The sequence below is a fragment of the Paenibacillus rigui genome (genome assembly GCF_002234615.1).
In the GTDB taxonomy this organism is placed as follows: Bacteria; Bacillota; Bacilli; order Paenibacillales; family NBRC-103111; genus Paenibacillus_S; species Paenibacillus_S rigui.
On the sequence record NZ_NMQW01000023.1, the window covers coordinates 17,468 to 41,837 of the forward strand.

22 protein-coding genes are annotated in these 24,370 nt (G+C 52.8%); 20 read left to right on the forward strand and 2 right to left on the reverse strand.

Annotation, left to right across the window (positions count from 1 at the left end):
* The first annotated feature begins 39 nt into the window (after positions 1 to 39).
* The 4 genes from pdaA (at position 40) to CF651_RS15820 (ending at position 3,145) form a co-directional block, all read left to right on the forward strand.
* The gene (gene pdaA / locus CF651_RS15810; RefSeq protein ID WP_094015839.1) at positions 40 to 822 is read left to right on the forward strand and encodes a delta-lactam-biosynthetic de-N-acetylase; all 783 of its coding nucleotides are present in this window, start codon (positions 40 to 42) and stop codon (positions 820 to 822) included.
* Positions 823 to 856: 34 nt separating this feature from the next.
* The gene (locus tag CF651_RS15815; RefSeq protein WP_094015840.1) at positions 857 to 1,912 is read left to right on the forward strand and encodes a hypothetical protein; all 1,056 of its coding nucleotides are present in this window, start codon (positions 857 to 859) and stop codon (positions 1,910 to 1,912) included.
* Between the two features lie 186 nt (positions 1,913 to 2,098).
* Positions 2,099 to 2,230, forward strand: coding sequence for a hypothetical protein (locus CF651_RS33170; RefSeq protein WP_281254480.1), 132 nt, complete (start codon positions 2,099 to 2,101; stop codon positions 2,228 to 2,230).
* 321 nt (positions 2,231 to 2,551) lie between these two features.
* Positions 2,552 to 3,145 (forward strand): metal-dependent hydrolase, encoded by a 594-nt coding sequence (locus tag CF651_RS15820; protein ID WP_094015841.1) that lies wholly within the window; start codon positions 2,552 to 2,554, stop codon positions 3,143 to 3,145.
* A gap of 50 nt (positions 3,146 to 3,195) precedes the next feature.
* On the opposite strand, the gene CF651_RS15825 is transcribed toward CF651_RS15820, so the two are convergent.
* On the reverse strand, positions 3,196 to 3,711 hold the full coding sequence (locus tag CF651_RS15825) for a hypothetical protein (RefSeq protein WP_094015842.1): 516 nt from the start codon (positions 3,709 to 3,711) through the stop codon (positions 3,196 to 3,198).
* Positions 3,712 to 3,788: 77 nt separating this feature from the next.
* The gene (locus tag CF651_RS15830) at positions 3,789 to 4,100 is read right to left on the reverse strand and encodes a hypothetical protein (RefSeq protein ID WP_094015843.1); all 312 of its coding nucleotides are present in this window, start codon (positions 4,098 to 4,100) and stop codon (positions 3,789 to 3,791) included.
* 164 nt (positions 4,101 to 4,264) lie between these two features.
* Here CF651_RS15830 and CF651_RS15835 point away from each other — a divergent pair, with 164 nt between their 5' ends.
* The 16 genes from CF651_RS15835 (at position 4,265) to CF651_RS15915 (ending at position 24,268) form a co-directional block, all read left to right on the forward strand.
* Positions 4,265 to 5,926 carry a response regulator transcription factor gene (locus CF651_RS15835; RefSeq protein ID WP_094015844.1) on the forward strand — a complete coding sequence of 554 codons (1,662 nt, stop codon included), beginning with the start codon at positions 4,265 to 4,267 and terminating at the stop codon, positions 5,924 to 5,926.
* Positions 5,927 to 5,934: 8 nt separating this feature from the next.
* The gene (locus tag CF651_RS15840; protein WP_094015845.1) at positions 5,935 to 7,728 is read left to right on the forward strand and encodes a histidine kinase; all 1,794 of its coding nucleotides are present in this window, start codon (positions 5,935 to 5,937) and stop codon (positions 7,726 to 7,728) included.
* Positions 7,725 to 8,732: a substrate-binding domain-containing protein gene (locus tag CF651_RS15845; RefSeq protein WP_245855949.1), complete on the forward strand. Its 1,008-nt coding sequence runs from the start codon at positions 7,725 to 7,727 to the stop codon at positions 8,730 to 8,732. Before CF651_RS15840 ends, CF651_RS15845 begins: the two co-directional genes overlap by 4 nt.
* Before the next feature lie 279 nt (positions 8,733 to 9,011).
* Positions 9,012 to 10,073: a galactose ABC transporter substrate-binding protein gene (locus CF651_RS15850; protein ID WP_094015846.1), complete on the forward strand. Its 1,062-nt coding sequence runs from the start codon at positions 9,012 to 9,014 to the stop codon at positions 10,071 to 10,073.
* Positions 10,074 to 10,402: 329 nt separating this feature from the next.
* Complete coding sequence (locus CF651_RS15860; RefSeq protein ID WP_094015848.1) at positions 10,403 to 11,920, forward strand: sugar ABC transporter ATP-binding protein; 1,518 nt, start codon at positions 10,403 to 10,405, stop codon at positions 11,918 to 11,920.
* Positions 11,921 to 11,973: 53 nt separating this feature from the next.
* A complete protein-coding gene (gene mglC / locus CF651_RS15865; RefSeq protein ID WP_094015849.1) occupies positions 11,974 to 12,984 on the forward strand; it encodes a galactose/methyl galactoside ABC transporter permease MglC in 1,011 nt (336 codons plus the stop codon).
* Positions 12,985 to 13,080: 96 nt separating this feature from the next.
* Entirely contained in the window at positions 13,081 to 14,772 is a 1,692-nt protein-coding gene (locus CF651_RS15870) for a methyl-accepting chemotaxis protein (protein WP_094015850.1), read from the forward strand.
* A gap of 219 nt (positions 14,773 to 14,991) precedes the next feature.
* Complete coding sequence (locus CF651_RS15875) at positions 14,992 to 15,942, forward strand: TRM11 family SAM-dependent methyltransferase (protein WP_245855951.1); 951 nt, start codon at positions 14,992 to 14,994, stop codon at positions 15,940 to 15,942.
* Positions 15,943 to 16,181: 239 nt separating this feature from the next.
* Positions 16,182 to 16,955 (forward strand): hypothetical protein, encoded by a 774-nt coding sequence (locus tag CF651_RS15880; protein ID WP_094015851.1) that lies wholly within the window; start codon positions 16,182 to 16,184, stop codon positions 16,953 to 16,955.
* Positions 16,956 to 17,205: 250 nt separating this feature from the next.
* Positions 17,206 to 17,424 carry a hypothetical protein gene (locus tag CF651_RS15885; protein WP_094015852.1) on the forward strand — a complete coding sequence of 73 codons (219 nt, stop codon included), beginning with the start codon at positions 17,206 to 17,208 and terminating at the stop codon, positions 17,422 to 17,424.
* Positions 17,425 to 17,513: 89 nt separating this feature from the next.
* Positions 17,514 to 19,553, forward strand: a complete 2,040-nt coding sequence (locus tag CF651_RS15890) for a dihydroorotate dehydrogenase (RefSeq protein ID WP_094015853.1) — start codon at positions 17,514 to 17,516, stop codon at positions 19,551 to 19,553.
* A 174-nt stretch (positions 19,554 to 19,727) separates the two neighbouring features.
* Positions 19,728 to 20,087, forward strand: a complete 360-nt coding sequence (locus CF651_RS15895) for a Na-translocating system protein MpsC family protein (protein WP_094015854.1) — start codon at positions 19,728 to 19,730, stop codon at positions 20,085 to 20,087.
* A 454-nt stretch (positions 20,088 to 20,541) separates the two neighbouring features.
* On the forward strand, positions 20,542 to 21,507 hold the full coding sequence (locus CF651_RS15900) for a Nif3-like dinuclear metal center hexameric protein (protein WP_245855953.1): 966 nt from the start codon (positions 20,542 to 20,544) through the stop codon (positions 21,505 to 21,507).
* Positions 21,508 to 21,538: 31 nt separating this feature from the next.
* Positions 21,539 to 22,594 (forward strand): ABC transporter substrate-binding protein, encoded by a 1,056-nt coding sequence (locus tag CF651_RS15905; RefSeq protein ID WP_094015856.1) that lies wholly within the window; start codon positions 21,539 to 21,541, stop codon positions 22,592 to 22,594.
* A 2-nt stretch (positions 22,595 to 22,596) separates the two neighbouring features.
* Complete coding sequence (locus CF651_RS15910; protein WP_094015857.1) at positions 22,597 to 23,379, forward strand: ABC transporter ATP-binding protein; 783 nt, start codon at positions 22,597 to 22,599, stop codon at positions 23,377 to 23,379.
* Complete coding sequence (locus CF651_RS15915) at positions 23,357 to 24,268, forward strand: ABC transporter permease (RefSeq protein WP_245855955.1); 912 nt, start codon at positions 23,357 to 23,359, stop codon at positions 24,266 to 24,268. Before CF651_RS15910 ends, CF651_RS15915 begins: the two co-directional genes overlap by 23 nt.
* Positions 24,269 to 24,370 lie beyond the last annotated feature (102 nt).

The following is a 24,370-nucleotide window of genomic DNA, read 5'->3' on the forward strand; positions in this document are numbered from 1 at the left end:
ATCCCTGATTTGACATCTTGAGACCAAGGGGGAACCTTCATGAAACGTGGGGCTGCTTGCCTTGCGCTGCTTCTCTTGTTAGCCTTGTGGATGCCTGTCCCGTTGCAGGCCTCCGATGCGCAGAATCCTTATCATTTCGGGTTCAAAAAAAGCAAAAACGAGAAGCTGGCCAATATTGATGAGGAAGGCTTCAAGGCCATGCTTCAAAAAAATGATGCAATCTTTCTCGGGGATGTGACCAAGAAAGAATTGTATTTGACCTTCGATAACGGTTATGAGAACGGATATACCGGTAAAATCCTGGATGTATTGAAGGAAGCGAAGGTTCCGGCCATTTTTTTCATTACGGGGCATTATGTGAAGGAAGAGCCGGAATTGGTGAAACGGATGGTCGATGAAGGCCATTTGGTGGGCAACCATTCCTGGAGCCATCCGGATATGAGCCAGATTTCGAATGCCCGCTTGAAAGAGGAGCTGGATAAGGTCAAGGTCGAGGTCAGTACGCTGACGAATCAGAAGGAAATGCATTATTTGCGCCCGCCGAGAGGAATATTTAACGAGCGCATTTTATCGGAGAGCAAGCAGTTGGGCTACACGAGCGTCTTTTGGTCGGTTGCTTACCGGGATTGGGATACGAAGGTTCAGAGGGGAGCGGGCTTCGCTTACGATAGCGTAATGAGCCAGCTTCATCCCGGGGCGGTCATCCTGCTGCATTCCGTGTCCAAGGACAATGCGGACGCGCTCGGCAAAATCATTGCCGGCGCCAGGGCGAAAGGGTATGAATTTAAAAGCTTGGACCAGCTTCAAACGAAAAACTATTAATGTAAGCAGATAAAGCAAAGGAGAATTGTGATTCATGAAAAACGTGCGAGTGTACAAGTTGATGGTGATCGGTGTTCTTTGTTTTATGATGTTAACGGGGAATCTGGCACCGGCAGGCGTTCAGGCGAGCTCAGAATCGACGGGGAGCGGGCTTTCCGTTACGAAGCTTGAAGCGTTGAACCCCATCACGCTGCAGGTGACCTTCTCCGCTCCGCTTCCGGCCGAGGACGTGCAGCTGGATCGAGCGAAAGCGAACTTCGTCTTCGATCAGGGACTGGCGATCCGCAATATTCCGCAGCTGAAAACGGGAGCAACGGCAACGTACATCGTTCCGACGACAGTGCAGACGCCAGGTGCCGCCTACACGCTCAAATATAAGGAGCAACCGCCGGTTTCGTTTACCGGCAATGGCAACAAGCTGCCGCTGCGCAGTGCGCGGCAGGTTTCCTATGATACGTTCGAGGTGGAATCCAGCCTCGAGGACGGGGTGACGGACTATGCGAACATCGTACAGGCCGACATCGAAAGACAGGGGGCTTTGGCGTTTGCTTTGGATGAACAAAATCAATATCAAGGGAAGACCTATCAAATTATTTCTTCGCTTCGCGACAGTACGTTGACGCTGACGCCGGAGAAGGGACAGCCGATCCAAGCGACTTATGTTCCCTACACCCAGGCAACCGACGGCAGACAGGCACCGAAATACCGGCTGCCGGAAGGTCAGGAGCTGAAGCCGGGCGTCAACTATACCGTCAGCTCCGATTGGGCCACGATTCAATCGCCTGCTTTTACCGCCGCCAAGACGAAGCCGCTGCATATTAAATCTGTTAAGGCCGTTAATGACTCGACCCTTGAGGTTACACTGGACAAGGATCCGAAGGACGAGCTGTTCGCCTCGCGGAGCCTGCAGCTTACCGCTCCGGATGGAGCAGTGCTGACGGCACAGTACAAAGTTTTGTCGCGTAAGGGACCTGTGGGGACCTTTGAGCTGCAAAAGGGCGGCAAGCTGCTGCCGGGCGTGAGTTATACGGTCAAGCCTGTGGGCAAATGGGCCAAGGTCAAAGGGAACAAGCTGACCGTGAAGCTGTAACCGGCTGGCTTGGCTTGGGCCAAGGCGCGTGCATGAATCTCGTTTTACAGCTTCAATTGGCTGTGCCCACGTCGGGTTTTGCCCGGCCTGCCTCGGGAAATGGCTTGCTATGAGGGGCACATGCGGATGCCAAACTCCCGGTTCGTCCATATGCTGTAGGGAAGAACCGGGAAAGGATGACGCGCTATGAAGTGGAAGGAAGCCTTCAAGTTTATGCTGGAGAACAAGGACATTCAAACGATGTTCAAAGATATTGAAAAGGGGCAAAAGCAGGTGGAGGCAGCCATCAAGCAGGCCCAGAGGCTGAAGAAAAAGTGAACGCTGCCTGCCTTTTTGACGGCAGCGGGCAAACAGCGGCAGTGTAGACTCACAAGAGAGTCTCGCTGCCGCTGTTTTTTTGGCGGAAACTGCGGAAGCGAGCTCCATGTGTACGCGAAGGCGAATTTTATTAAAAAAGTCTATTGACACTGAATATAACCAACGGTTATATTATAACCAATGGTAACTAACCTTTGGTTATAATTCAATTCGAGGAGCGTGAAAACGATGAATTTTATTCTGTTTATGCTTTTATTCACGGCAGGCTGCGGTTGGCTGGATACCCAGGCTGGAGCTTATTCCAGAAGGGAGGGGAAGTAAATGTTTGCTGGACATTTCGGGCTTGCAGCCATCGTCAAAGCGAAGCGGCCGGAGGTGCCGCTGTGGGCGCTCATGCTGAGCACCCAGCTGCTGGATGTCGTGTTTGTTCCGCTGTATTTGTCGGGGATTGAGACGATAGAGCCTGTAGCTGGTGACGGGTATGGGGAGGCGGTCATTCATGCGGATTATACTCATTCCCTGCTTGGAGCCCTTGTGCTTGCTGCTGTCGCAGGCTGGATTGCAAGCCGCTGGCAGGGCAAACGAATCGGCAGCGTGATCGGCGCCGTCGTATTCAGCCATTGGCTGCTGGATTTGCTTGTGCACCGCAGCGATCTGCCGCTGCTTCCGGGTAACCTGGGGCAGTGGCCACTGCTCGGCTTTGAGCTTTGGAAATATCCGGTTGTCAGCATCGGATTGGAAGTGGCGCTTATTGCTTTAGGCGCAATATTTTATTTCCGTAACGTACTTCAACGAGCCGGGTCCGCAGACGGGCACCGTCGGAGCCGCGCGAAGACTTGGGCTTTGACCTCGGGAATCGTGATGACGGGGCTTCTCGTTTTATCGCTGGTGACGGATGTGCTTGGGGTAGGGTAGCTCTCGTTTTACCTATAGCGTAAGCAAATGACTTGTACTTGCCTTTGCTCTTAAACACTCTTTTTCGAGTGACCTTTTCTTGATTTCACAATCATTATTATTAAAAAGAATATATTAAACATGAAAAATGAGTTTAATCCATAGTACAAATAGGTCAATCTCGTTCTTTCAATCCATTCGTTTACCAAAACACCAGTAACGGCATGCTTCTTTACGTGCGCTTCTAATTGGTTGTAGGAATCGAACTTTATCGCATTAATTAACGGAAATTCTATAGGTGCACTCACAAGAGCAAGAGCCGGATAAAATTCAACCCACTGTTTATTGGTCCAATGATCTATTTTGTATCGCATGTTTTCTCCAGAATCGATATTGAGGTAGCTCCAACGGAAGCTTGCAAACACATTGAGTAATAAAATGAGCATGACAAGGATGATCAGCATGGCCTTTCTTCTACTACAATCCATTTTATAAGCTATCGGATGTGAAAGTTTATACTTGGCGATAAAACCAACCATTGAACGCGGTCGCTCAGCTTCGATAGGCTTCGATAAAGGTTTTCTCATCCTACATTCCCCTCCGATTATTTGTGGCCTTTATCACCTGCACAGACCGCCACCTTATCTCTCAGACTTCACATGGATCAATCGTACTTGTCGTCATCCGTTCTTATGATATGTTCAAGGATCAGCTCCGCCTCGGTCTCGAAGTTCAAATACAACGGCCCTGGGAGCTGATCCACAATGCCCTCGATGAGGGGAAGCTCGAGCAAAGCTTCAAGCGACTCCGGCCGCTGCGGCAATGCATTGACCCACTCTCGCAAGGCGTCGATAAATCGGTAAAAGGATGTCTGGAAGGCGTCCGCCGTCGATTCCGCGTCGTCGCCATCCGCTTTCGACATGGCTTGCCACTGCTGTAATGTCGATTCCAAGGCTTGTTCTACCTTTCTGTTCATTCGACCTCTCTCCTTTACTTTTCCATAACCTGTATTATATCAGATCACCGTTGTCGAAAGCATTGACTTTGCCCTCCCAACGCGAAAGCCCTTTCTTCCCGGATTGAATTCTGCTAAATTAGTATCACTACATTTCGCGCCATTCGGCGAGGAGGAACGTGCAGGTGTATAAGCTGGTTTTAGTGGAAGATGAGGAAGATGTAAGAGAGAGTATTGTCCAGGAAATCGATTGGGCCAGCTGCGGCTTTGAGGTCGCCGACAAAGCGGAGAACGGAAAAGAGGCCATGGACCTGATCGAGCGCATTGTACCGGATGTGGTCGTCACCGACATCAAAATGCCGTTTATGGACGGGATGCAGCTGTCCGAATGGATTCGGGAGAAATACCCGACAACCAAAATAATTATATTGACGGGATTCGACGAGTTCGAATACGCCCAGAAGGCGGTCAAGCTGCATATTGACGAATATGTGCTGAAGCCTTTTTCCGCGCAGGAGCTGATGGCGGCTTTAGATAAAATCAAGCTGCTGATCGACGACGAAACCGCCCGCAAGGAGAACGTGCAGACGCTGCAGGAGCATTACCGGCAAAGCCTGCCCGTGCTGCGAGAAGTATTCCTCGCTTCCTTGATCAACCGCAAGCAGTCTTTGGCGGAAATCGAAGAGAAAGCGCTGAATTATAGCGTCAATCTGCAGGGGAGCAGCTTTGTCGTTTCCGTACTAAGCATGGATAATCCTGACGAGCAGGGCGACGAATCAGAGGAGCAGCGGCAGGCCAAAGCGCTCCAATCGCTAAAATATTCCAAGGATAACGAGCTAAAGCTGTTCGCCGTGCTGAATATTTCCGAGGAAATAGTCGAAAAGCACCGTCACGGCCTCGTCTTTTTGCACAACGATCAATTGGTGCTGCTTACGGTATCGGGGGAGAAGGATCACGAATCGGTTCGCAAAAAGACACTTGCCGTACTGGAGGAAATACGCCAGAGCGTGGAAAAATATTTGAAGCTCACGATCTCGATCGGCGTGGGCGTTATTACGAATCGGATTACGGATGTCAGTTATTCGTACAAGGACGCGGTGCTGGCACTCGACTATCGTCTCGTTCTCGGCAATAACCGGGTGATCTTTATTGAGGATGTGGAGCATCGGCCTGTGGAGAAGCTGCGCTTCGACGAGATGAAGGAGCATGGGCTCATTCGCTGCATGAAGGTAGGGACGCCCCAGGAGCTGAAGGATATTGTCGATGATTTATTCCAGGGTATTTCGGATATTCCGGTCAGCTTTCAGGACTATCAGATCTATTTGCTTGAGATTTTGACGGCGATTTTGCGGGCGGCCAAAGATTCCAGCACGGATCTGGACGAGGTGCTCGGGACGAATTTCAACCCATTTGCCGAAATTCACAAGTTTACGAACCTGCAGGAAGCCAAAGGCTGGATTGTCGGCCTCGGCACCCGTCTGATGAACAGTATTTCCAGTGAGCGGCAGTATTCGTACAAGACACTGGTCGACAAGGCCAAGCAGTATACGAAGGAGCATTATCACGACAGCGATATCTCGATTAACAAAGTATGCGCGCACCTGCATATCAGCACAGGGTACTTCAGCGGCATTTTCAAGAAAGAAACGAAGATGACGTTCGGCAGCTATCTGATGCACATCCGGATGGAGGCTGCGAAGGAACTGCTGAGAACGACGGACCTGAAAGCGTTCGAAATCGCCGAAAAGGTAGGCTACGCCGAGCCGAACTACTTCAGCTTTTCGTTCAAAAAGCATGTCGGTATGTCGCCGAAGGAATACCGCAGCAGCAGCTCGGCTGAAGCGTAAATGGAGGCATGGCCATGATCAAATCGTTCAAGCGGTGGTTTTACGGACTCATCGACACGTGGAAGGTCAAAAGCATCCAGTTCATCATTACCATGTCGTTTACGCTCATCACGATCTCTGTCATGCTCATTGTCAGTGTCATTTTGTACAACAAATTTTCACAGACGGCGGAGCAGAATACTTTTCTCAGCAATCAGCAAATTGTCGAACAGGTTAGTTACAACCTCGACATTTATTTGAAGGGGATGGACGAGGTGTTCGATCTTGTCGATCAGAAGATTCGCAAGAGCCAGGGCATCCCGAATGAGACGCTGATGGAGCAGCTGGAGACGATTCTGGATTCCCGTGAGGATATTGTATCGATGGCCTTGTTCACAAGTGACGGCGATCTCATCACCGGACTGCCTCAGGCTGAGCTGCGGAGGAATACGAAGCTAACCGAGCAAAGCTGGTTCCGGTCGGCGATCGAAAGCCCGGATCACCTCTCCTTCTCACTGCCGCACATTCAGAACCTATATAAGGGGCAGTATCAATGGGTTGTGTCGATGAGTAAAGGGATCACGATTTCCCGCAACAACGAATCGATCGGGGCCGTGCTGATGGTCGATGTCAATTTCAAGACGCTCGATGATCTTTTCCGCAAGGTGAACCTGGGCCAGAAAGGATATGTGTACATTCTCGACGAGTCGGCAGGCAACATTATTTATCACCCTCAGCAGCAGCTGATTTACGCGGGCTTGAAGTATGAGAATGTCGAAAAGGCATTGAAATATACGTTCGGCAGCTATGTCGATGAGACGGATGGCGTCAAGCGGCTGATCACGATTAAGACCGTTAACAATATTGGCTGGAAAATTATCGGCGTATCCTACATGGACGAGATTGTCACGACGAAAAACGAGATCGGCGGCTTCATCTCCTGGCTGCTGCTCGCGGTTCTGGTGCTGGTGCTCTTAATCTCAGGCTTCATGTCAGCCAAAATATCGCAGCCGATCAAGCGGCTGGAGAAATCGATGCGCAAGGTGGAGCAGGGGGATTTTGAAATTCATATTCCTGTCCAAGGGGATGACGAGGTCGGCCGTTTGTCGCGGCGCTTCAACCTGATGGTGGCGAACATTCGGGAGCTTACCGAGCAGATCATTCATGAGCAGGAGGCGAAGCGGGAGAGCGAGCTCGAAGTGCTGCAAGCGCAGATTAATCCGCATTTCTTGTATAACACGTTAAACTCCGTCGTGCGTATGGCCGGAAGCGGCAAGAGCGAGGATGTGATCACAATGATTACTTCCTTGTCGAAGTTTTTCCGGATCAGCCTTAGCCGGGGCAAAAGGATTATCACTGTTCGTGAAGAGCTGGAGCACATCCGCAACTATTTAATCATCCAAAACATTCGGTACAAAAATAAGTTCGATTACGAGATCACGGCAGATGAAGAGGTGCTGTCCTGCAAAACCTTGAAGCTGATTTTGCAGCCTCTCGTCGAGAATGCCATCTATCATGGGATTGAGATGATGGCTGACGACGGGTGGATTCATATTTCCGCCGGTATTGAAGAGGGGAAGGTGCTTTTGGAGGTCAAGGATAACGGGCTCGGCATTCCGCCGGACAAGCTGGGCTCCATTCTCTCCGGCGAAGTGAAGTCGGATGAAGGCTCAGGTGTCGGCGTGAAAAATGTGCATGAACGCATTCGCCTGACCTTCGGAAACGAATACGGTCTGCAGATCGAGAGCCAGCTGGAAGAGGGGACCTCGGTCAAGGTGTGGATTCCGATTCTGAAGGAGGAAGGCGAGGTGGAGCCGATATGAGATTGCATAGCATGATGAAGGACGGCTATCAACGCAGCCGGCTCCCGCTCGTTGTTGTTCTGCTTGTCCTCCTGAGCTGCATCCTGTCCTGCTCTCCTGTGAAGGAGATGAGCGGCGGCACACCGGCAGCCAAATCAACGGTGTCCTTGATCGTAAAGATGAATCAAGGAGATTACTGGGGGACGGTAAGGATGGGGGCGGAGGCCGCAGCCAAGGAATTTAACGTGAACCTGAATGTGTCCGCTCCTGCGGACGAGAAGGATGTCCAAGGGCAGATTCAACTGGTGAATGAGGCTGTTTCGGCAGGAACGGATGCTTTGGTGCTGGCTGCGAATGATTATAAAGGCTTGGCCGAGGCGAGTGAACGGGCTGCAGGACAGCGGATTCCCGTGATTACGATTGATTCCGAGGTAAATTCACCGAAGGTGCTCAGCTTTATCGGGATTAACAATTATGAGGCAGGCAAGAAGGCGGGCAGCAAGCTGGTGGAGCAGGTGAGTGTTACGAGCCGGATTGCGGTCCTGAACTTCGGGGCAGGCGCCAAGAATGCAGATGAGCGGGAGCAGGGGCTGCTCGATGAGCTGGCCCGTTATCCGCAAGTGGAGGTCGTGAGCAGGGAGTATTGTTACTCGGATTTGAAGCTTTGCCGCGAGCTGACGAAGAAGCTGTTAACCGAGAAGCACGCGGACGGGATCGTTGCTTTGCATGCAATCGCCTCGATCGGGGTTGCAGATGAAGTGAGCGCCATGGGGCTGGCAGGCAAGGTGCAGGTGGTTACCTTTGATAATACACCGGAGGATATCGAATTTTTGCAGGAAGGTGTCATCCAGGCCACAATTATCCAGAATCCGTTCAGTATGGGCTATCTTGGCGTGAAATATGCGGTGGAGGCTATTCAAGGCAAGAAAATACCGAAGTTCGTGGACACAGGCACCAAGGTGATTGATCAGGAGAATATGTTCTGGTCGGATAACCAGAAGCTGTTGTTTCCCTTTGTAAAATAGGCTTTTCATGAGATAGGCCCCTTTCGAATCGTTATTGGTTCGGAAGGGGATTTTTTTTGGTAGATAGGAAAGTATAGTTTTCACAACGTTCGTCTACCTCGACAAACGCGTGCCATCATACAACGATGGCGAAGCGGTTTATCCTTGCTGAGCAGAAAAACACAGTAGAATATTTATATAAAACATGAGTATTTTGCATGGGTTTTTGACAAAGGATACAGCATAATGGGGTTGTAGCAAATAAGCAAATATTAAAAAGGCAAACGGAGGTCATTCAATATGAAAAAGGTTGTTTTCACACTTTTGACCGCAGCATTGATTACTACGGTAGCGGCAGGCTGTGGCGCAGGAGGCAAGAATGCAGCAGCACCGAGCGGCGGCGCGAAGACAGAAACAGGCGGCGCGGCAAAGAAACCGGTTATCGGCGTAGCGATTTACAAATTTGACGATACCTTCATGACAGGCGTGCGGAACGCGATCTCCTCCAATGCGGAAGGCAAAGCGCAAACGGATATCGTAGACAGCCAAAACTCGCAGCCTACACAAAACGATAAAGTGGATTTGTTCATCACCAAGAAAGTAAACGCTCTGGCGATCAACCCGGTTGACCGTACAGGTGCAGGCGTAATTATCGACAAAGCGAAAGCAGCCAATACTCCTGTTGTCTTCTTCAACCGCGAGCCGATGGAAGCGGATATGAAGAAATGGGATAAAGTATATTACGTTGGTGCAAAAGCAGAGCAGTCCGGTACGATGGAAGGCCAGCTGGTCGTCGACTACTTCAAAGCACATCCGGAAGCGGATAAAAATAAAGACGGCACACTTCAATACGTTATGCTGAAAGGCGAGCCGGGCCACCAGGATGCGGAGCTTCGCACGAAGTTCTCCATCAAAGCGGTTGAAGATGCTGGCATTAAAGTAGAAAAGCTGGCTGAAGACACAGCGATGTGGGATCGTGTAAAAGGTCAAGAGAAAATGGCTGCCTTCCTGGCGTCCCATGGCGACAAAATCGAAGCGGTATTCGCAAACAACGATGACATGGCGCTGGGTGCAATCGAAGCATTGAAAGCAAAAGGCTACTTCAAAGACAACAAATATATGCCGGTTGTCGGTGTTGACGCAACAGCACCAGCTGTAAAAGCAATGGAAGAAGGCACGATGCTCGGAACGGTTCTGAACGATGCGAAAAACCAAGGTAAAGCGACATTTAACCTGGCTAACGTATTGGCACAAGGCCAAACGCCTTCCAAAGATAACATTGGCTATGACATCACAGACGGCAAATACGTATGGGTTCCTTACAAAAAAATTACAAAAGAAAACCTGAATGATGCGAAGTAAAAAAGCTAGGTGAATCAAATCAAGGTCCGATGCGCGGGCAGTTCGTTTTTCCGATCGCTGTCGCTTCTACAGAACGATCCGCCCGCTTCGCTCCGGATTCACCCGGATTTTTTAGGGAAAAGGCTAGAAAGATGACCCAAGCAAGGGGATGACCCTTGCTTTCCTTACCTTTAAACAAGAAAGCCATCCAAAAATGCATTAGGACCAAAATGAACGGCTTAAGCAACTCAGTAATTCACACCACTTACATCTTTAAATGATCCGATTGAAACCGCAATATTTCCAAATGGAAAGTGGCGTATACATCAACATACGCAGGGGGCGTTACCATGACTCAAAGTCAATACTTACTGGAAATGAATAGTATCTCCAAAGAGTTTCCTGGCGTTAAAGCGCTTGATAATGTCACGCTCAAGGTACGACCGGGAACGGTTCATGCTCTTATGGGAGAGAATGGCGCAGGAAAATCGACGCTGATGAAGTGTCTTTTCGGAATATATAAGCCCGATGGCGGAGAAATCATCTTAAACGGCAGCAAAGTGGAAATGATGAACTCCAAGCAAGCGCTTGATCAAGGCGTATCCATGATCCATCAGGAGCTGCACCCGATTCCGCAGCGCAACGTGATGGAGAACATTTGGCTGGGGCGTTTTCCAGTCAAAGGGTTCGGGCCCTTGAAGCTGGTCGACCACGGCAAAATGTATAAGGATACCGAGAAGCTGTTCAAGGATCTGGAGATGGATATCGATCCGGCCGCATTGGCGGGCAGCATGTCCGTATCGAAGCTGCAATCGCTTGAAATCGCCAAGGCGGTATCGTTTAACTCCAAGGTGATCATCATGGATGAGCCGACCTCGTCCTTGACGGGCAATGAGGTTGAAGCGCTGTTTAAAATTATTGATCGCTTGAAGAAGCAGGGCGTAGCGATCATTTACATCTCGCACAAAATGGAAGAAATTCTTCGCATTTCCGATGATGTTACGATCATGCGCGACGGGAAGCTGATTGGCACGTGGCTTGCGTCAGAGCTGACGACGGACCTGATCATTACACGGATGGTCGGCCGGGATTTAAGCCAAAGGTTCCCTGAGCGCACGAATGTTCCAGGCGATGTGCTCATGAAGGTGGAGAATTTGACCTCGCCGCTGGACAAATCCTTCAAGAACGTATCCTTCGAGCTGCGCAAAGGCGAGGTGCTTGGATTGGGCGGGCTGGTTGGCGCGCAGCGGACCGAGCTGATCGAGGCGCTATTCGGACTTCGTGCGATAGCAGAGGGAACGATTGAGCTGAACGGCAAGCAGGTCCGGTTCAAATCACCCCAGGAGGCGAAGAAGCACAAGCTGGCGCTGCTGACGGAGGAGCGGCGTGTGACGGGGATTTTTCCGGTGCTCTCCATCCAGGAGAATGCAGCGATCGCTAACCTCGACCGGTATACGAATTCGTTATTCCTGCTCGATGAAGGCAAGATCAGAGAAGAAGCGAAGCGAAGCGTAGAGCAGCTGCGGGTCAAGACGCCTACGGTCAAAGAGCAGATCAAGAACCTGTCCGGGGGAAATCAGCAGAAGGTGCTGCTCGCCCGCTGGCTGCTAACCGAGCCGGATATTTTATTGCTCGACGAGCCGACGCGCGGAATTGACGTAGGGGCCAAGTTCGAGATTTACTCGATCATTGCCGACCTTGCGAAGCAGGGCAAGAGCATCATCATGATTTCATCGGAAATGCCGGAGCTGCTTGGGATGTCGGACCGCATTATGGTCATGTGCGAAGGCCGGTTGGCCGGTATCGTAGAAGGCAAGGATGCGAGCGAGGAAGAGATCATGCGTCTGGCTACCAAATATATGGTTTAACAACAATACACAGGTTACCATGCTACAAGTTTGTTGAGGGAGGCTCTTAAACAATGAATACCAAAAAAATCAGCAGTATGCTAACCCAGAACGCCATCTACATCGTGCTTATTGTTCTGGTCATCGGGATTGCGATATCCGATCCCCGCTTTTTATCGATAGATATTTTACGGGATATTTTGCTGCAAAACTCGACGCGGGCGATCATCGCTTTGGGCATGGCATTTATTCTTATTACCGGCGGAACCGACTTGTCAGCGGGTCGTGTCGTAGGTTTGACCGCAGTACTTTCGGCTTCCATGCTGCAAATTACGGACTACCCGCGGCGGTTTTTCCCGGATATGCCGGACCTGCCCTTGTGGGCACCGATCGTCATCGGGATTTTGGCCGGTCTGGTCGTCGGATTGCTGAACGGCTGGATCGTCTCGAAGCTGAGTGTACCGCCATTTATCGCAACGCTCGGTACGATGGTTATCGTATATGGCGCCAACTCGATTTACTTCGACATGAAGCCGAATGAATCCCAGCCGATTGCCGGCTTGAGACCGGATTTCACGAAGCTTGGCACCGGTTTTATCGGATCGGGGGGCAGTTACTCGATACCTTACATTGTTATTATAGCCATTATCGTCGCCCTGATTGTCTGGGTCGTGTTCAATAAAACCCGTCTCGGTAAAAATATGTACGCCATCGGCGGCAACATCCAGGCGGCTACGGTGTCAGGGATTAATGTTAGACGGAACCTGTTGAAAATTTACGCTTTTGCCGGCGCATTGTACGGCTTGGGCGGTGTGCTGGAAGCGGCAAGAACCGGTGGAGCCACGAACAACTACGGCAACATGTATGAGCTGGATGCTATCGCAGCTTGCGTCGTCGGCGGGGTTTCCACAGCAGGCGGTATCGGTACGGTGCCTGGCGTTCTCGTAGGGGTATTGATTTTCGGGGTTATCAACTACGGGCTAACGTTTATCGGTGTAAGTCCTTACTGGCAGTTGATTATTAAAGGCTTGATCATTGTCGCAGCCGTCGCATTCGATATTCGTAAATATTTGGCAAGAAAATAATCATCGAGCAGCTGTCAATGGATTTCATTCTATTGGCAGCTTCTTTTTCTCAGCAGATTGAAACCGTATACATATAAGAAAAGGGGATGCGGTCTATTGACATTTTCATTGCGTCGTAAAATGATGGGAGCGTTCGTGCTGATATCGCTGCTGGTGGCGGCGGCGGGCGCTCTGTCCTATTTATATTTGAAGCAAATTGACCGTTCCTACGCAGCTCTGATCCAGGACAATGTTGTTATCGTCCAACAAGCATCGGGAATCCAGACCGCTGCAGAGAGACAGAGCGGCTTGCTGTTGAATTATGTGCTGGAGCCTTCCCGTGAAAAGGAGCAGCAGCTGGTATCGGCCCATGCAGAGCTGACAGCCTCCATTGATGAAATGCTGCAGCTTGCCGTGGGGGACGAGGAACGCAGCAAGGTGTTGAAGCTGAAGGAATCTAATGAGACCTTTGCCAGGCTGTTAACGAAGGTAGTGGATTATGTGAACCGGAAGGAGGAGGGATTGGCGAAGTCGGAGGCCCTCCTCTGGTCGGCTCCGTTGAATGAGGAGCTGAGGCAAACTGCGGCAGCCATACAGGATCGGGAAAAAGAAGCGATGGCTTCGCTGGTAGAAGAGAACAAAGCTGTGGTTGCGGTGACGATCCGCACCCTGGCAGCGGTCAGTGCGGCTGCGTTGTTGATTGCATTGACGATCGGTCTGCTGCTGTCCCGAGCCATCGTACGTCCTATGCGGGCTATCGTGGGATCTGCAGAACGGATCGCAGATTGGGATTTGACGGTTCCGGACTTGCATATCCGCAATCGGGATGAGATCGGCAACCTGGGAAGTGTGTTCAACCGGATGAAAGCGAGCCTGCATCGCATTGTCGTTCAGGTAGGAGGCAGCGCAGAACGAGTGACTGCTGCAGCCGAGGCGTTAAGTGCGAGCTCGAATCAATTGAGCGTGTCGCTGGAGCAGGTCACAGCCCAGGTGCAGCAGATTGCGGACGGTACGGTGGAGCAGGTTTGCAGTGTTCAGGAAGGGGTTGCCCTGATTGAAACGATGTCTTCTTCCGTGAAGAGCATTACAGGCGAGGCAAGCTCAGCCCGCGAGACCTCGGTTCATGCGCTGCAGGCAGCGGACGAGGGGCAGCAGGCGATCGAAACCGCGATGAGGCAAATGGATGCCATAGAGCGGACGATAAAGGAGCTCGCCGCGTCCGTCGGGCGGCTTGGAGACCGCTCGGCAGAGGTGGTCCAGGCTGTCGATGTCATCGCTGCAATTGCCAGGCAGACGAACATGCTGGCCCTTAACGCCTCCATCGAGGCGTCCCGCGCCGGGGAATCGGGCAAAGGCTTTGCTGTGGTGGCTGAGGAGGTGCGAAAGCTTTCGATGCAAACCGCAGCTGCTGCGGAGGACGTGGCGTCGCGTATCGGAGGCATCCGATCTGAAACAAAGGAGGTAGTCCATGCCACGGAAGCCGGGACAAGGGAAGTGGCTATCGGCATGAGCGTTGTGAGGCATGCTGGACAAGCCTTCGGGCAAATCAGCGAGGCGGTAGACCGGGTGGCAGCGTCGATAGCGCAGGTGTCCAAGCAATCACAGGACATCGCAGAGCAATCGCAGGCTGCGGTCGAAGCGATCCGGTCCGTCAACCGTGTGGCTGAACAGGCTGCAGCCAGCGCACGAGAGGTTTCGGGCCATACGGAGCAGCAGGCTGCCAGCATGCAAGAAATGGTTTCCTCTACCCTCATGCTGAGCTCCATGGCGGAAGAGCTGCAGCAGCTTCTAGCCAAATTCCGCGTGTAAAAAGCAATAGGGCCGCCTGGCGGTAAACGACCCGGGGGACGGCCTTTTTGCTTGGAAAGACGCAGAGGGCTATATCCGCATTATCGATTGGCGGCTCGGCCGGATGCTGTTTGGCAGGTCGGTTGTCGATTTGACAAAGCGGAGCCCGGTATGAGAGACTTTTTTCGGGTTGTAGGCTTTAGAGGTTTAGAGGTTTAAAGCTTTAGAGGTTCTTGATGCATGGAACGGAGGATGGATTTGGATCATCATCTTTGCTATTTATATACATGGACGGCTCATGAGGAAGAGCTGTCCTTATGCAAGCTGGAGCTAAAAGTCTTGCTGGGCTGCATCCCGGAGGAGCGGATCGTAGCAAGTGAACGGCGCATCGATCCGAGCCGCAGCCCCTTTGTGAAGCACAGGCTTGACGTGCTGCTGGAGGGGGAGGACCTGCCGGAGCTGTCGAGGCAGGTCGCTGAGATGGAGCTGGAGGAAGGCGCCACCTTCAAGGTGGTATTCCTCGACAGCGACGGCTCGGTGGATTATGCGGAGGCGCGAGCCATCGAGCGGGTGCTGGGCCTGCACATCCGCGGCAAAGCGGAGATGCGCAGGCCGGACCGGCTCTTCGGCGTGGCGCGCACGCACGGTCGGTGGCGCTTCGGAGCCTGCCACGGCTCCGAGGCGGTCTGGCTGCGGCACCAAGCGAAGCCGCAGCACTATTCTACCGCGCTCAGCACTCGCGTCGCGCGGGCGGTGGCGAACATCGCCGTGCCGGAGCCGGCCGGCGTGAGGGCCATTGACCCGTGCTGCGGGATCGGCACGGTGCTGATTGAAGCGCTCTCCATGGGGGTAGATATCGTCGGTTACGATATCAATCCCCTTGCGGTTCGCGGAGCGCGCGCCAATCTCGCTCATTTCGGCTTTCCCGATGTTGCAGCCATCGGGGATATTCGCCAGCTTGGCGGGGCCTACGATACGGCCATCCTCGATATGCCGTACAATTTATGCTCCAAGCTGCCGCCGGACGAGCAGCTGGCCATGCTGGCTAGCGCCCGCAGGCTCGCTTCGCGGGCGGTCATCGTGACGACCGAGGATATCGATGCGATGCTCCAGCGTGTCGGTTTTCGGATTACCGACCGGTGCGTCGTACGCAAGGGAGCTTTTGCCCGGCATATTCTTGTATGTACTTAAAAACGCTTATGATAGGGAACTCTTTACCTGCCGCGGTGTCGGAGGGAAGGGTTCTTTTTCATTTTCATTTTCATGATAAGTTTCAAGTGAAGATGTAAAGGTTATTGCACTGTAAGTGCCAAGGACAGCATATCATACGAACAGGTAGTCCGAAGGACACGCTTCCGCTTCCGGCAACCGGTCGGGTCAGGAAGCTGGCTGCAGAGCGATCCATGTATACCCTAAGGAGGTAGGTAAAGATGAATACGCTGTTAAGGTGGTTGAATGTAGTGAGTTTGCTTGCGGTGCTTGTGGTGAACTGGCTCGCCACGGCGCTGCCGATAAACGGAAAGACGACGGGCCAAATTTCGGCGATGTTTCCTGTCCCCATAACCCCGGCACCCTATGCATTCTCCATATGGGGGCTCATCTATGCTCTTCTTATTGTCTTTGTCATCGTTCAATTTGTGCCGAGGGCGCGGGACGCGGAGGAGATCACGAGCATCGGTCCGTGGTTTATCGTCAGTTGTTTTTTTAACATCAGCTGGATTCTGCTGTGGCAATACTTATATATTACATCCTCCGTTTTTGCCATGCTGGGTCTGTTGCTATCTCTGGCCGCCGTTTATTGGAATACGCATAAGCAGGGCTGGTCCTCCGATCCGTTGATCCGCTGGGGAGTGCAAATACCGTTCAGTATTTATCTCGGATGGATCACGATAGCGGCAATCGTCAACATTGCGGTAGCCCTGTATGCTGTGGGGTGGAAGCCTTTCGGTTTATCGGAAACGGCATGGACAATGCTGCTGATTCTAATCGCTTTCCTGGTGGCGGTAGCGGTGGGGCTGCGGTTTCGCGACCCTGCTTACGTGCTGGTTGCCGTTTGGGCGTTGATTGCCGTAGGCGTGGCGAACAAAGGAGAGGCGCCAATCGTGTACACGGCTTGGGCTGCGGCTGTTCTTCTTTTTATTTTCTCTATCGGACTGATAGCGAATAATCGTTCCCATAATGGGAAATTTAAACTACATAGTTGATCACATGAATGCAGCGAAAACATAGCCGACCTTCTGCAGCGGAAGGGGGAAGCCGGGGAGATGCGCCGTTGTGCTGTCCGGTAGCGAAACCACTCGCACCTCCACTGCTGTCGTACGCTTGGATTTGAAAGCGCCTCGAAAAAGCCTCCCTCGACCTGAACCGCCTAGGATGCCAGGCTGGGGTATTTATTGGATACACCCGGCTTGTTCATAAGCCCAACCCTACCTCATTAAAGGAGTAGATATCCACGTGCTGACCCTTATAACTGTAGCTGCCCTGTTGATTATATCGATGGAAACACCGTCCTTAATCCGGCAAAGGAAATGGAAGGAGCTGGCAATGTTCTCCGGATTTCTCGTTTCGGGCTTGGTTCTCGGTGTACTTCTGGTGCTGCAATTCGCTTATTCAGAGCCGGGAAAGAGTCTGGAAGCCGTGTTTAAGCCGGTCAGCCAGCTGTTGATTCAATAAGGAGGGCGCAGCATGGGGAAGGAATCCGAGCCGTCCCGTCGAAACAAAGTATAACTTATTCTGCTTCTTACAAAAGGGGGTGTTGTGCTTTGCCGGATTGGTCTTATCAGACGATATTTCGCCCTTTGCTGTTTCAGCTTCCTTCGGTGCTGGCGAGGGATTTCACTCTCAAGGCAATGGGAGGCTTGAGCCGTCTGCCTGGAGGGAGCCTGCTTATCAAAACACTCGGACACTCGGAGTCCTTCCCGATTCTGGCAAGCGAGCTGGCGGGCATCCGGCTGCGCTATCCGGTGGGCTTGTCGGGGACTCTGGATCCGACGGGAGCGGCCCACCGGGCTATGGCGCAGTTTGGCTTCGGCTTTATCGAGATCGGGCCTGTGACTGTAAATGAAGTGAAGGCTGCCGGACCCATCCTGCGGGAGGCGGAGCAGGAATTAATCGTGTATCCCGATGCCCAAGCGAATGCGGGCTTGGACAACACGGTGCGCCGTCTGCAACGCAAGCCGGGCCACGATCTGCCGCTCATGCTGCGTGCCCGGAGCGTCCGCGGCCGCTCCCCGCAGGAGGCGCTTCAGGAGCAGCGGATCCTGATCGAGCGGCTTGCGCCTTATGCGGCGGCGCTGTATATCGACTGCCTCGACGAGGCATGGTCAGTCGAGGAGACGCTGGCGCTGCTCGACGCCGTGAGGGAGCACGCCGGCCGCCTTCAACGCGGAGCCGCCACTAAGCTCCGGAGCGGCGAGCGGCCTGCCGCAGCTCTCCAAGTCAGCCCAGCGGCACCGCTGCCGCTGCTGCTCTATGTTCCGCTTCGCTATCCGGAGGAGAAGCTGCTCCCGCTGCTGGCGGCGATGTCCGCTGGCAGCTGGTGCGGCTTCGTCGTCGGCGAAGCGGTGGAGACCGACGAGGGCGCGGCCCTCGTCGGAGCGTCGGGCAAGCCGGCGTGCCTCGACAAGGTGCGTTTGCTCCGCGGGCAGCTAGGCCCGCAGGTGCCCGTCGTTGCAGCGGCCGGGGTTCACGAGCCGCTGGATGCATTAGACCTGCTGCACGCCGGTGCAAGCTATGTGCAGCTGCACAGCGGCCTTGTGTACGCAGGTCCGGGGCTGCCGAAGCGGATCAACGAAGCGATCGCGGAGCAAAAGCTCGGATCGGTCCCGGAGCCGGCCGATCCTTCTTTTTGGCACAGCTGGGGCTGGATGTGTCTGCTCGGCATCGGCATGATGATCGGCGGCCTGCTGGCCTGGATCATTGCAGCGACGACCGTCGTGCTCCCGTATGACATCCAATATTTAGGGATGGGGCCTTCCTCCATTGCGCAGGCCAATGCTCTCGTGCTCGGGTTTATGTCGCATGATCGGGTCACGCTGGCCGGAACGATGATCTCCATCGGCATTTTATATTTTCAGCTCGGCCGTTACGGAATGCGCAAGGGCCAGCATTGGGCCAAAACCGCCTTATTGACCTCAGGTCTGGTAGGCTTCAGCAGCTTTTTCCTGTATTTGGGTTACGGCTATTTCGATCCGCTTCATGCGGCGGCGGCAGCCGTCCTGCTTCCGATGTTCATTCTGTCGATGCGCAGCCCGGGCGACCTTCCGTCCCGTGAAGGGACGAACCTGCATAATGACCGGTTATGGCGGAGGGCCCAATGGGGTCAGCTGATGATGGTGGTGTTAGGCTTTGCCCTGGCCATCGGCGGCATCGTGATCTCTATCGTAGGGATTACACGGGTATTTGTGCCGGAGGATCTGGCCTATTTATGTGCGACCCCGGCGATGCTGTCCGAAATAAACGAGAGGCTGATTCCTTTGATCGCGCATGACCGCGCCGGCTTTGGAGGTGCCTTGTTCTCGAATGCGGTAGCCCTTCTGGCCTCAGCTCTTTGGGGAATTCAGCAGGGCCGGCGATGGCTCTGGTGGACATTTTTGCTGGGGGGCTTTCCCGGCTTTCTTGCCGGCTTCAGTGTACATTGGGAAATTCAGTACACCAATTTCTGGCATTTGCTCCCCGCGTATTTTGCCGCAATGCTGTATGTGACGGGGCTTGTACTGCTCTATCCATATATGATGAGCAGGCCCGCCGCAGTTAGACGGTCTGACGCCGATGCAAGTCATACGGGATATGCCAATTTTTAAAAACATAACATTCATGTCAGAATTCCTTACAATTGTGATAAAATGATAAGGACTCGTTTCATGTCCAGAGTCCGGTGAATCGGCGAGGAACAGCTGGAATCGTGATGGCTCCACACGCGCGGCGGGCAATCCTTCACCGGGCTTTTCGCACCATCACAAGAGAGGGGAATTCCGATGAAAGCTAAAGGCTCCATAGGCTACTTGAAGCAGGAAATCATTAAAATTTATAACTCGATCAATCAAGAGATATTCGGGATCGGCATCCGGTCGCAGCGGCTTGAGGTGGCAGGGGACAAGGTGTATATTTTTGCGACCCATAAGCGGATTCCGGCCTTGAAAATACTGGACGAAACGAATCGCAGCCTGACAGCCAGCGTCGATGCGGCGGTCATGGATGCGAACAAAAAAATGCTCAAGCAAAAGCTGGAGGAAACGCTTGGCTTGCAAGTGCTTACCGTGCTGAAGGACTATGATCCGGTGACCGAATTTTCGGCGACCATCATTGTATTGGAGCACCCTTTGGAAGAAGGGTAGAAGGACGGATTGGATTTTTTTGAGCAGCCTACTTGTCAAAGGTTGTCCACTATGTTATATTAACTAACAACAAGATAACACATAAGTTTTTGTTCAGATGCTTCAAGTTAGTTGCATGTTACGTTGTTCTCGTTGCAAAGTTATTGGCATGGAGTCCATCTCCCCCTGAGATTCGGTGCTAATCCAAGGTTGAAGCGAGAAGCTAACCAACATAGCAGGTAATGAGGAACTCCAACGCTTCCGCTGGGAAGAGGAGAGCCTTACGACCGCTTATTATGACATATTACAGCCTGTTCCTAGGGCTGAACTATGCTCATGATGGCGGTTTTTTTGTACTCAAAATTCGATAAACAGACGATGGAAGGGGCAGCTGGGAATGAAGACAATACACCCTCAACACGACGTGGGATCGGTATTGACCGCTTTGAATGCCATAACAGGAGGAAGGGTGGTGATGGATTGGAATGAAGTGACGGCAGGAACGAATCCCTATGTGGTCACCAAGACCTCTAATATTCCGGGCAAAAGTGTTATCGAGATTCCGGGTCTCATCTTCGGGGACAAGCAGAAGCCGGTGCGGCGAATCGGAGTCGGCATGACGTTAACCGAGTCGGTTATCGAGCTGGCATCCGGGATGCAGCTGGATTTGGTTGTCGTACACCACCCGGTAGCGGATGCGGCGAGCTCCGGAGGCGTTCCTTTCGCTAACTATCTGCCCCTGTACGATTTGGCGTTAATCGAGCTGCATGAAGCCTTTCATGGCCTGCATCCGGGCGTGACGTTCCTGCATGGGCATCGAAAGCTGAAGACGGACATCTGCTTCGGCGGCATTCAAGGCAATGTGCTGCATCAAGGCGTTGCGCTGGAGGATGTACAAACCGTAAAGCATATCGTGCAGCGAATCGACAGGTGGATGGGCAGGCATCTGGATGAGGAGGTACTGGAGGCGGAGCGGAGGATCCGTGGAGAGGCTTCCTTGCAGGAAGCGAATTTAATGAACCCGGTGCAGGTTTTAAGTGGGGATCTGGACAGTCCCGTGAAGCATGTGCTTCATTTCTTTCCGCATTCCGGATTTACGGTGGAGCATCTGAAGCAGGCGCTCAGCCTGTATCCTGAGACGGATACGATTATCGTGAGTATCAGTCGCGTTCGGGAGCATAGCGAGCTTGTGCAGTACGCGAGGCGGGCCGGGTTAAATTTTATCGTCGGGAATTCGCATTCGCTTGAGATTTTGGAGAACGGGCTGCCGCTTGCTTACGCGCTCGAATGGATGCTGCCGGGCGTAGAGCTGTTTTTGCTAAAAGAGCGGGTCACCGCGGTACCTTTAATGCAGGTAGGGAATCAGACGATGGTTGAATATGGCAAAAGCATGGCCGAGCAATATTTGGTTGCGGGCCGTGAGCAAGCCGTTCATAAATAAGAAGCTCAAAACCTTGGGAGGGGACCGAACGATGAAGATGAACAGACGAGCAGGGATGTTATTATGTGCAATCATGCTGGTGGCCGCTGCTGTAGGCTGTGGTAAGGAGGACAAGAAGCCAGCGGCTCCAACAGCCGCTCCGGTCGTGGAGTCCAAGTCTGCGGAGAAGCCGCCGGAGATGAAGACCGTACGTTTTTCCGAGGTTATCCGATCCATTTTCTACGCTCCGCATTATATCGCCATGGAGAAGGGCTTCTTCAAGGAAGCCGGGATCAACATCGATATGAATACGGCACAGGGCTCGGATAAGGGAGCTGCGGCTTTGTTGGCGGGTGCGGCGGACATCTCGCTGGTCGGTCCGGAGACGGCGATTTATATTTTTAACCAAAAGGGCGATAAAACGCTGAAAATTTTCCACCAGCTCACGTTCAAGGACGGCTCGTTCCTGTTGTCGAGAAATAAGATGAACACCTTCAAATGGAGCGATCTGGAGGGGAAAAACATCATCGGCTGGAGGCCTGGCAGCGCGCCGCAGATGGTGTTGAACTCCAAGCTGATCCAGGAAAAGGTAGCGAAGGCGGATGTGGTGACGAACATTGCCTCGACGGCGATGGCGGGGGCTTTTACAAGCGGCAAGGGCGATTTTATTCAAGTGTTCGAGCCGATTGCCTCTACCTTGGAGAAGGAAGGCAAAGCATATTACGTCGCTTCGATGGGAGAGGGCTTCGGCCAGTTCCCGGAGACCTCTTATGTTGCTACAGCAGATTATTTGAAGAACAATGCGGATACGGTGCAAAGGTTTTCCAATGCGCTGGTCAAAGCGACGCAATGGCTGGATACGGCCTCGAAGGATGAGATTGCGGCAGCGCTGGCGCCGTATTTTGAAGGAACGCCGAAGGACATTATCATTCAATCCGTGGAACGGTACAAAAAGCAAGGGACCTGGAACGCGAATCCCGAGCTGACCGCGGTGCAATTCGATACGCTGCAGCATGTATTGATCGAGAATGGTGTCCTGAAGGCAGAGCAGAAGGTGAAGATGGAGGATGTCGTTGACATGACCTTCGCGAAGAAAGCGGGGAAATGAGTATGGCACAAATTGAACTGCAGCAGGTGGCGCTTCGTTATTTTACGATGAAGCAGGAGACGGAAGCGCTGAGGGATATCGATATTAGCATTGAAGCGGGAGAGTTTATTAGCATTGTAGGACCGAGCGGCTGCGGCAAAAGCACTCTGCTGTCGCTCATCTCGGGTATGATCAAGCCGACAGCCGGCAGGGTGAGTATCAACGGGCAGGAAGTGAACGGAACCTCGCGAAGCGTCGGGTATATGCTGCAGCACGACCATCTGCTGGAGTGGAGGGATGTGCTCAGCAATCTGATGCTGGGGGCCGAAATTCGCCGCATGGATAAGCGTGCTGCGGAGCGCAAGGCATTGGAGCTGCTGGAGCGCTATGGCTTGGGCGGCTTCGCCCACCATAGCCCTGCGCAGCTGTCCGGAGGCATGCGGCAGCGTGTGGCGCTGATCCGTACGCTCGTGACGGAGCCGGATATTTTGCTGCTCGACGAGCCGTTCTCGGCATTGGATTACCAGACGCGGCTGGCGCTGGCGGATGAGATTGCATCGATTATCAAGGATCAAGGCAAGACGGCGATTCTGGTTACGCACGATATATCGGAGGCGATCTGTATGGCCGATCGTGTGATGGTGATGTCCAAAAGACCAAGCACGATCTCAGCCGTTCACCGGATGGAGTTCGAGGAAGGCCCGGATTTGACGCCTTGGCAGAAACGGGAAGCGGGACGCTATCATACGTATTTCAATACCATATGGGAGGAGCTGCAGGGACATGTCGTCAGTACAGGCTCATGAATCATCGCTTCAAGGAAGCTCTGCGGGAATGAATGCCGATCGGAGGATGCAGGTCGGCTCCTCTTCGCCGGCTTCGCCTCCAGGCTCAGGGCCTACCGAGGCTTACAAGGCTTATTTGCGCAAACAAAAGCGGCATCGCAATACGATCCGGGGGATGCAGCTGCTGGTTCTGCTCGTCGTACTTGGCTTGTGGGAGCTTGCGGCGGATTGGAAGTGGGTGGATTCCATGCTTACGAGCAAGCCGTCTCAAATTGTGACCTCTTTCCGCGAGCTGCTGGGGCAAGGCCAACTGCTGCACCATACATGGGTGACGACGCTGGAAACGATCATAGGGATAGTGGTCTCGATGGTGCTCGGGACGGTCATTGCTATTGCTTTTTGGTGGTCATCCTTTACCTCCAGAATTTTGGATCCGTACATGGTTGTACTGAACGCGCTGCCTAAGGTGGCGCTCGGTCCCATCTTTTACATTTGGCTCGGAGACCGGTATTCGATCTATGGCATGGCGATAGCCATCTCTCTTATCGTCACGATTATGATGATTGAGTCCGGGTTCAAGGAGATCGGCAAGTCGAAGCAAAAGCTGATGGAGTCGTTCGGTGCGACCCGGTGGCAAACGCTGCACATGGTGCTGCTGCCCGCGAGCATACCGAATATCGTTGCTGCATTGAAGGTCAATGTAGGTCTGACGCTTGTAGGGGTCATCATGGGAGAGTTCCTCTCCTCCAAAGCGGGCCTGGGCTTCCTTATCATCTATGGTGGCCAAGTATTCCAGATGCATATGGTGATGACGAGCATTGTGATTCTGGCGCTGCTGTCGATCGTTCTATATGGCCTGGTGACGGTGCTGGGACGGATGGCGATGCGGAAATATCATTTTGATTCGTGATGGCTTTGCTGGACAGATGCAATTAACGCTTGGGAGGCGTGGATTGCATTTGTCTTTTTTTATGGCTACAAGTCCAATCACTCTTCTGTTGCCGGCATATAC

Coding starts and splice junctions, on each gene's coding strand:
- CF651_RS15910 (WP_094015857.1), top strand. CDS start 22,597: ATGGCACAAATTGAACTGCAGCAGGTGGCGCTTCGTTATTTTACGATG.
- pdaA (WP_094015839.1), top strand. CDS start 40: ATGAAACGTGGGGCTGCTTGCCTTGCGCTGCTTCTCTTGTTAGCCTTG.
- CF651_RS15860 (WP_094015848.1), top strand. CDS start 10,403: ATGACTCAAAGTCAATACTTACTGGAAATGAATAGTATCTCCAAAGAG.
- CF651_RS15845 (WP_245855949.1), top strand. CDS start 7,725: ATGAGATTGCATAGCATGATGAAGGACGGCTATCAACGCAGCCGGCTC.
- CF651_RS15850 (WP_094015846.1), top strand. CDS start 9,012: ATGAAAAAGGTTGTTTTCACACTTTTGACCGCAGCATTGATTACTACG.
- CF651_RS15900 (WP_245855953.1), top strand. CDS start 20,542: ATGGATTGGAATGAAGTGACGGCAGGAACGAATCCCTATGTGGTCACC.
- CF651_RS15840 (WP_094015845.1), top strand. CDS start 5,935: ATGGCCATGATCAAATCGTTCAAGCGGTGGTTTTACGGACTCATCGAC.
- CF651_RS15830 (WP_094015843.1), bottom strand. CDS start 4,100: ATGAACAGAAAGGTAGAACAAGCCTTGGAATCGACATTACAGCAGTGG.
- CF651_RS15875 (WP_245855951.1), top strand. CDS start 14,992: ATGGAACGGAGGATGGATTTGGATCATCATCTTTGCTATTTATATACA.
- CF651_RS15895 (WP_094015854.1), top strand. CDS start 19,728: ATGAAAGCTAAAGGCTCCATAGGCTACTTGAAGCAGGAAATCATTAAA.
- CF651_RS15905 (WP_094015856.1), top strand. CDS start 21,539: ATGAAGATGAACAGACGAGCAGGGATGTTATTATGTGCAATCATGCTG.
- mglC (WP_094015849.1), top strand. CDS start 11,974: ATGAATACCAAAAAAATCAGCAGTATGCTAACCCAGAACGCCATCTAC.
- CF651_RS15825 (WP_094015842.1), bottom strand. CDS start 3,711: ATGAGAAAACCTTTATCGAAGCCTATCGAAGCTGAGCGACCGCGTTCA.
- CF651_RS15820 (WP_094015841.1), top strand. CDS start 2,552: ATGTTTGCTGGACATTTCGGGCTTGCAGCCATCGTCAAAGCGAAGCGG.
- CF651_RS15880 (WP_094015851.1), top strand. CDS start 16,182: ATGAATACGCTGTTAAGGTGGTTGAATGTAGTGAGTTTGCTTGCGGTG.
- CF651_RS15915 (WP_245855955.1), top strand. CDS start 23,357: ATGTCGTCAGTACAGGCTCATGAATCATCGCTTCAAGGAAGCTCTGCG.
- CF651_RS33170 (WP_281254480.1), top strand. CDS start 2,099: ATGAAGTGGAAGGAAGCCTTCAAGTTTATGCTGGAGAACAAGGACATT.
- CF651_RS15815 (WP_094015840.1), top strand. CDS start 857: ATGAAAAACGTGCGAGTGTACAAGTTGATGGTGATCGGTGTTCTTTGT.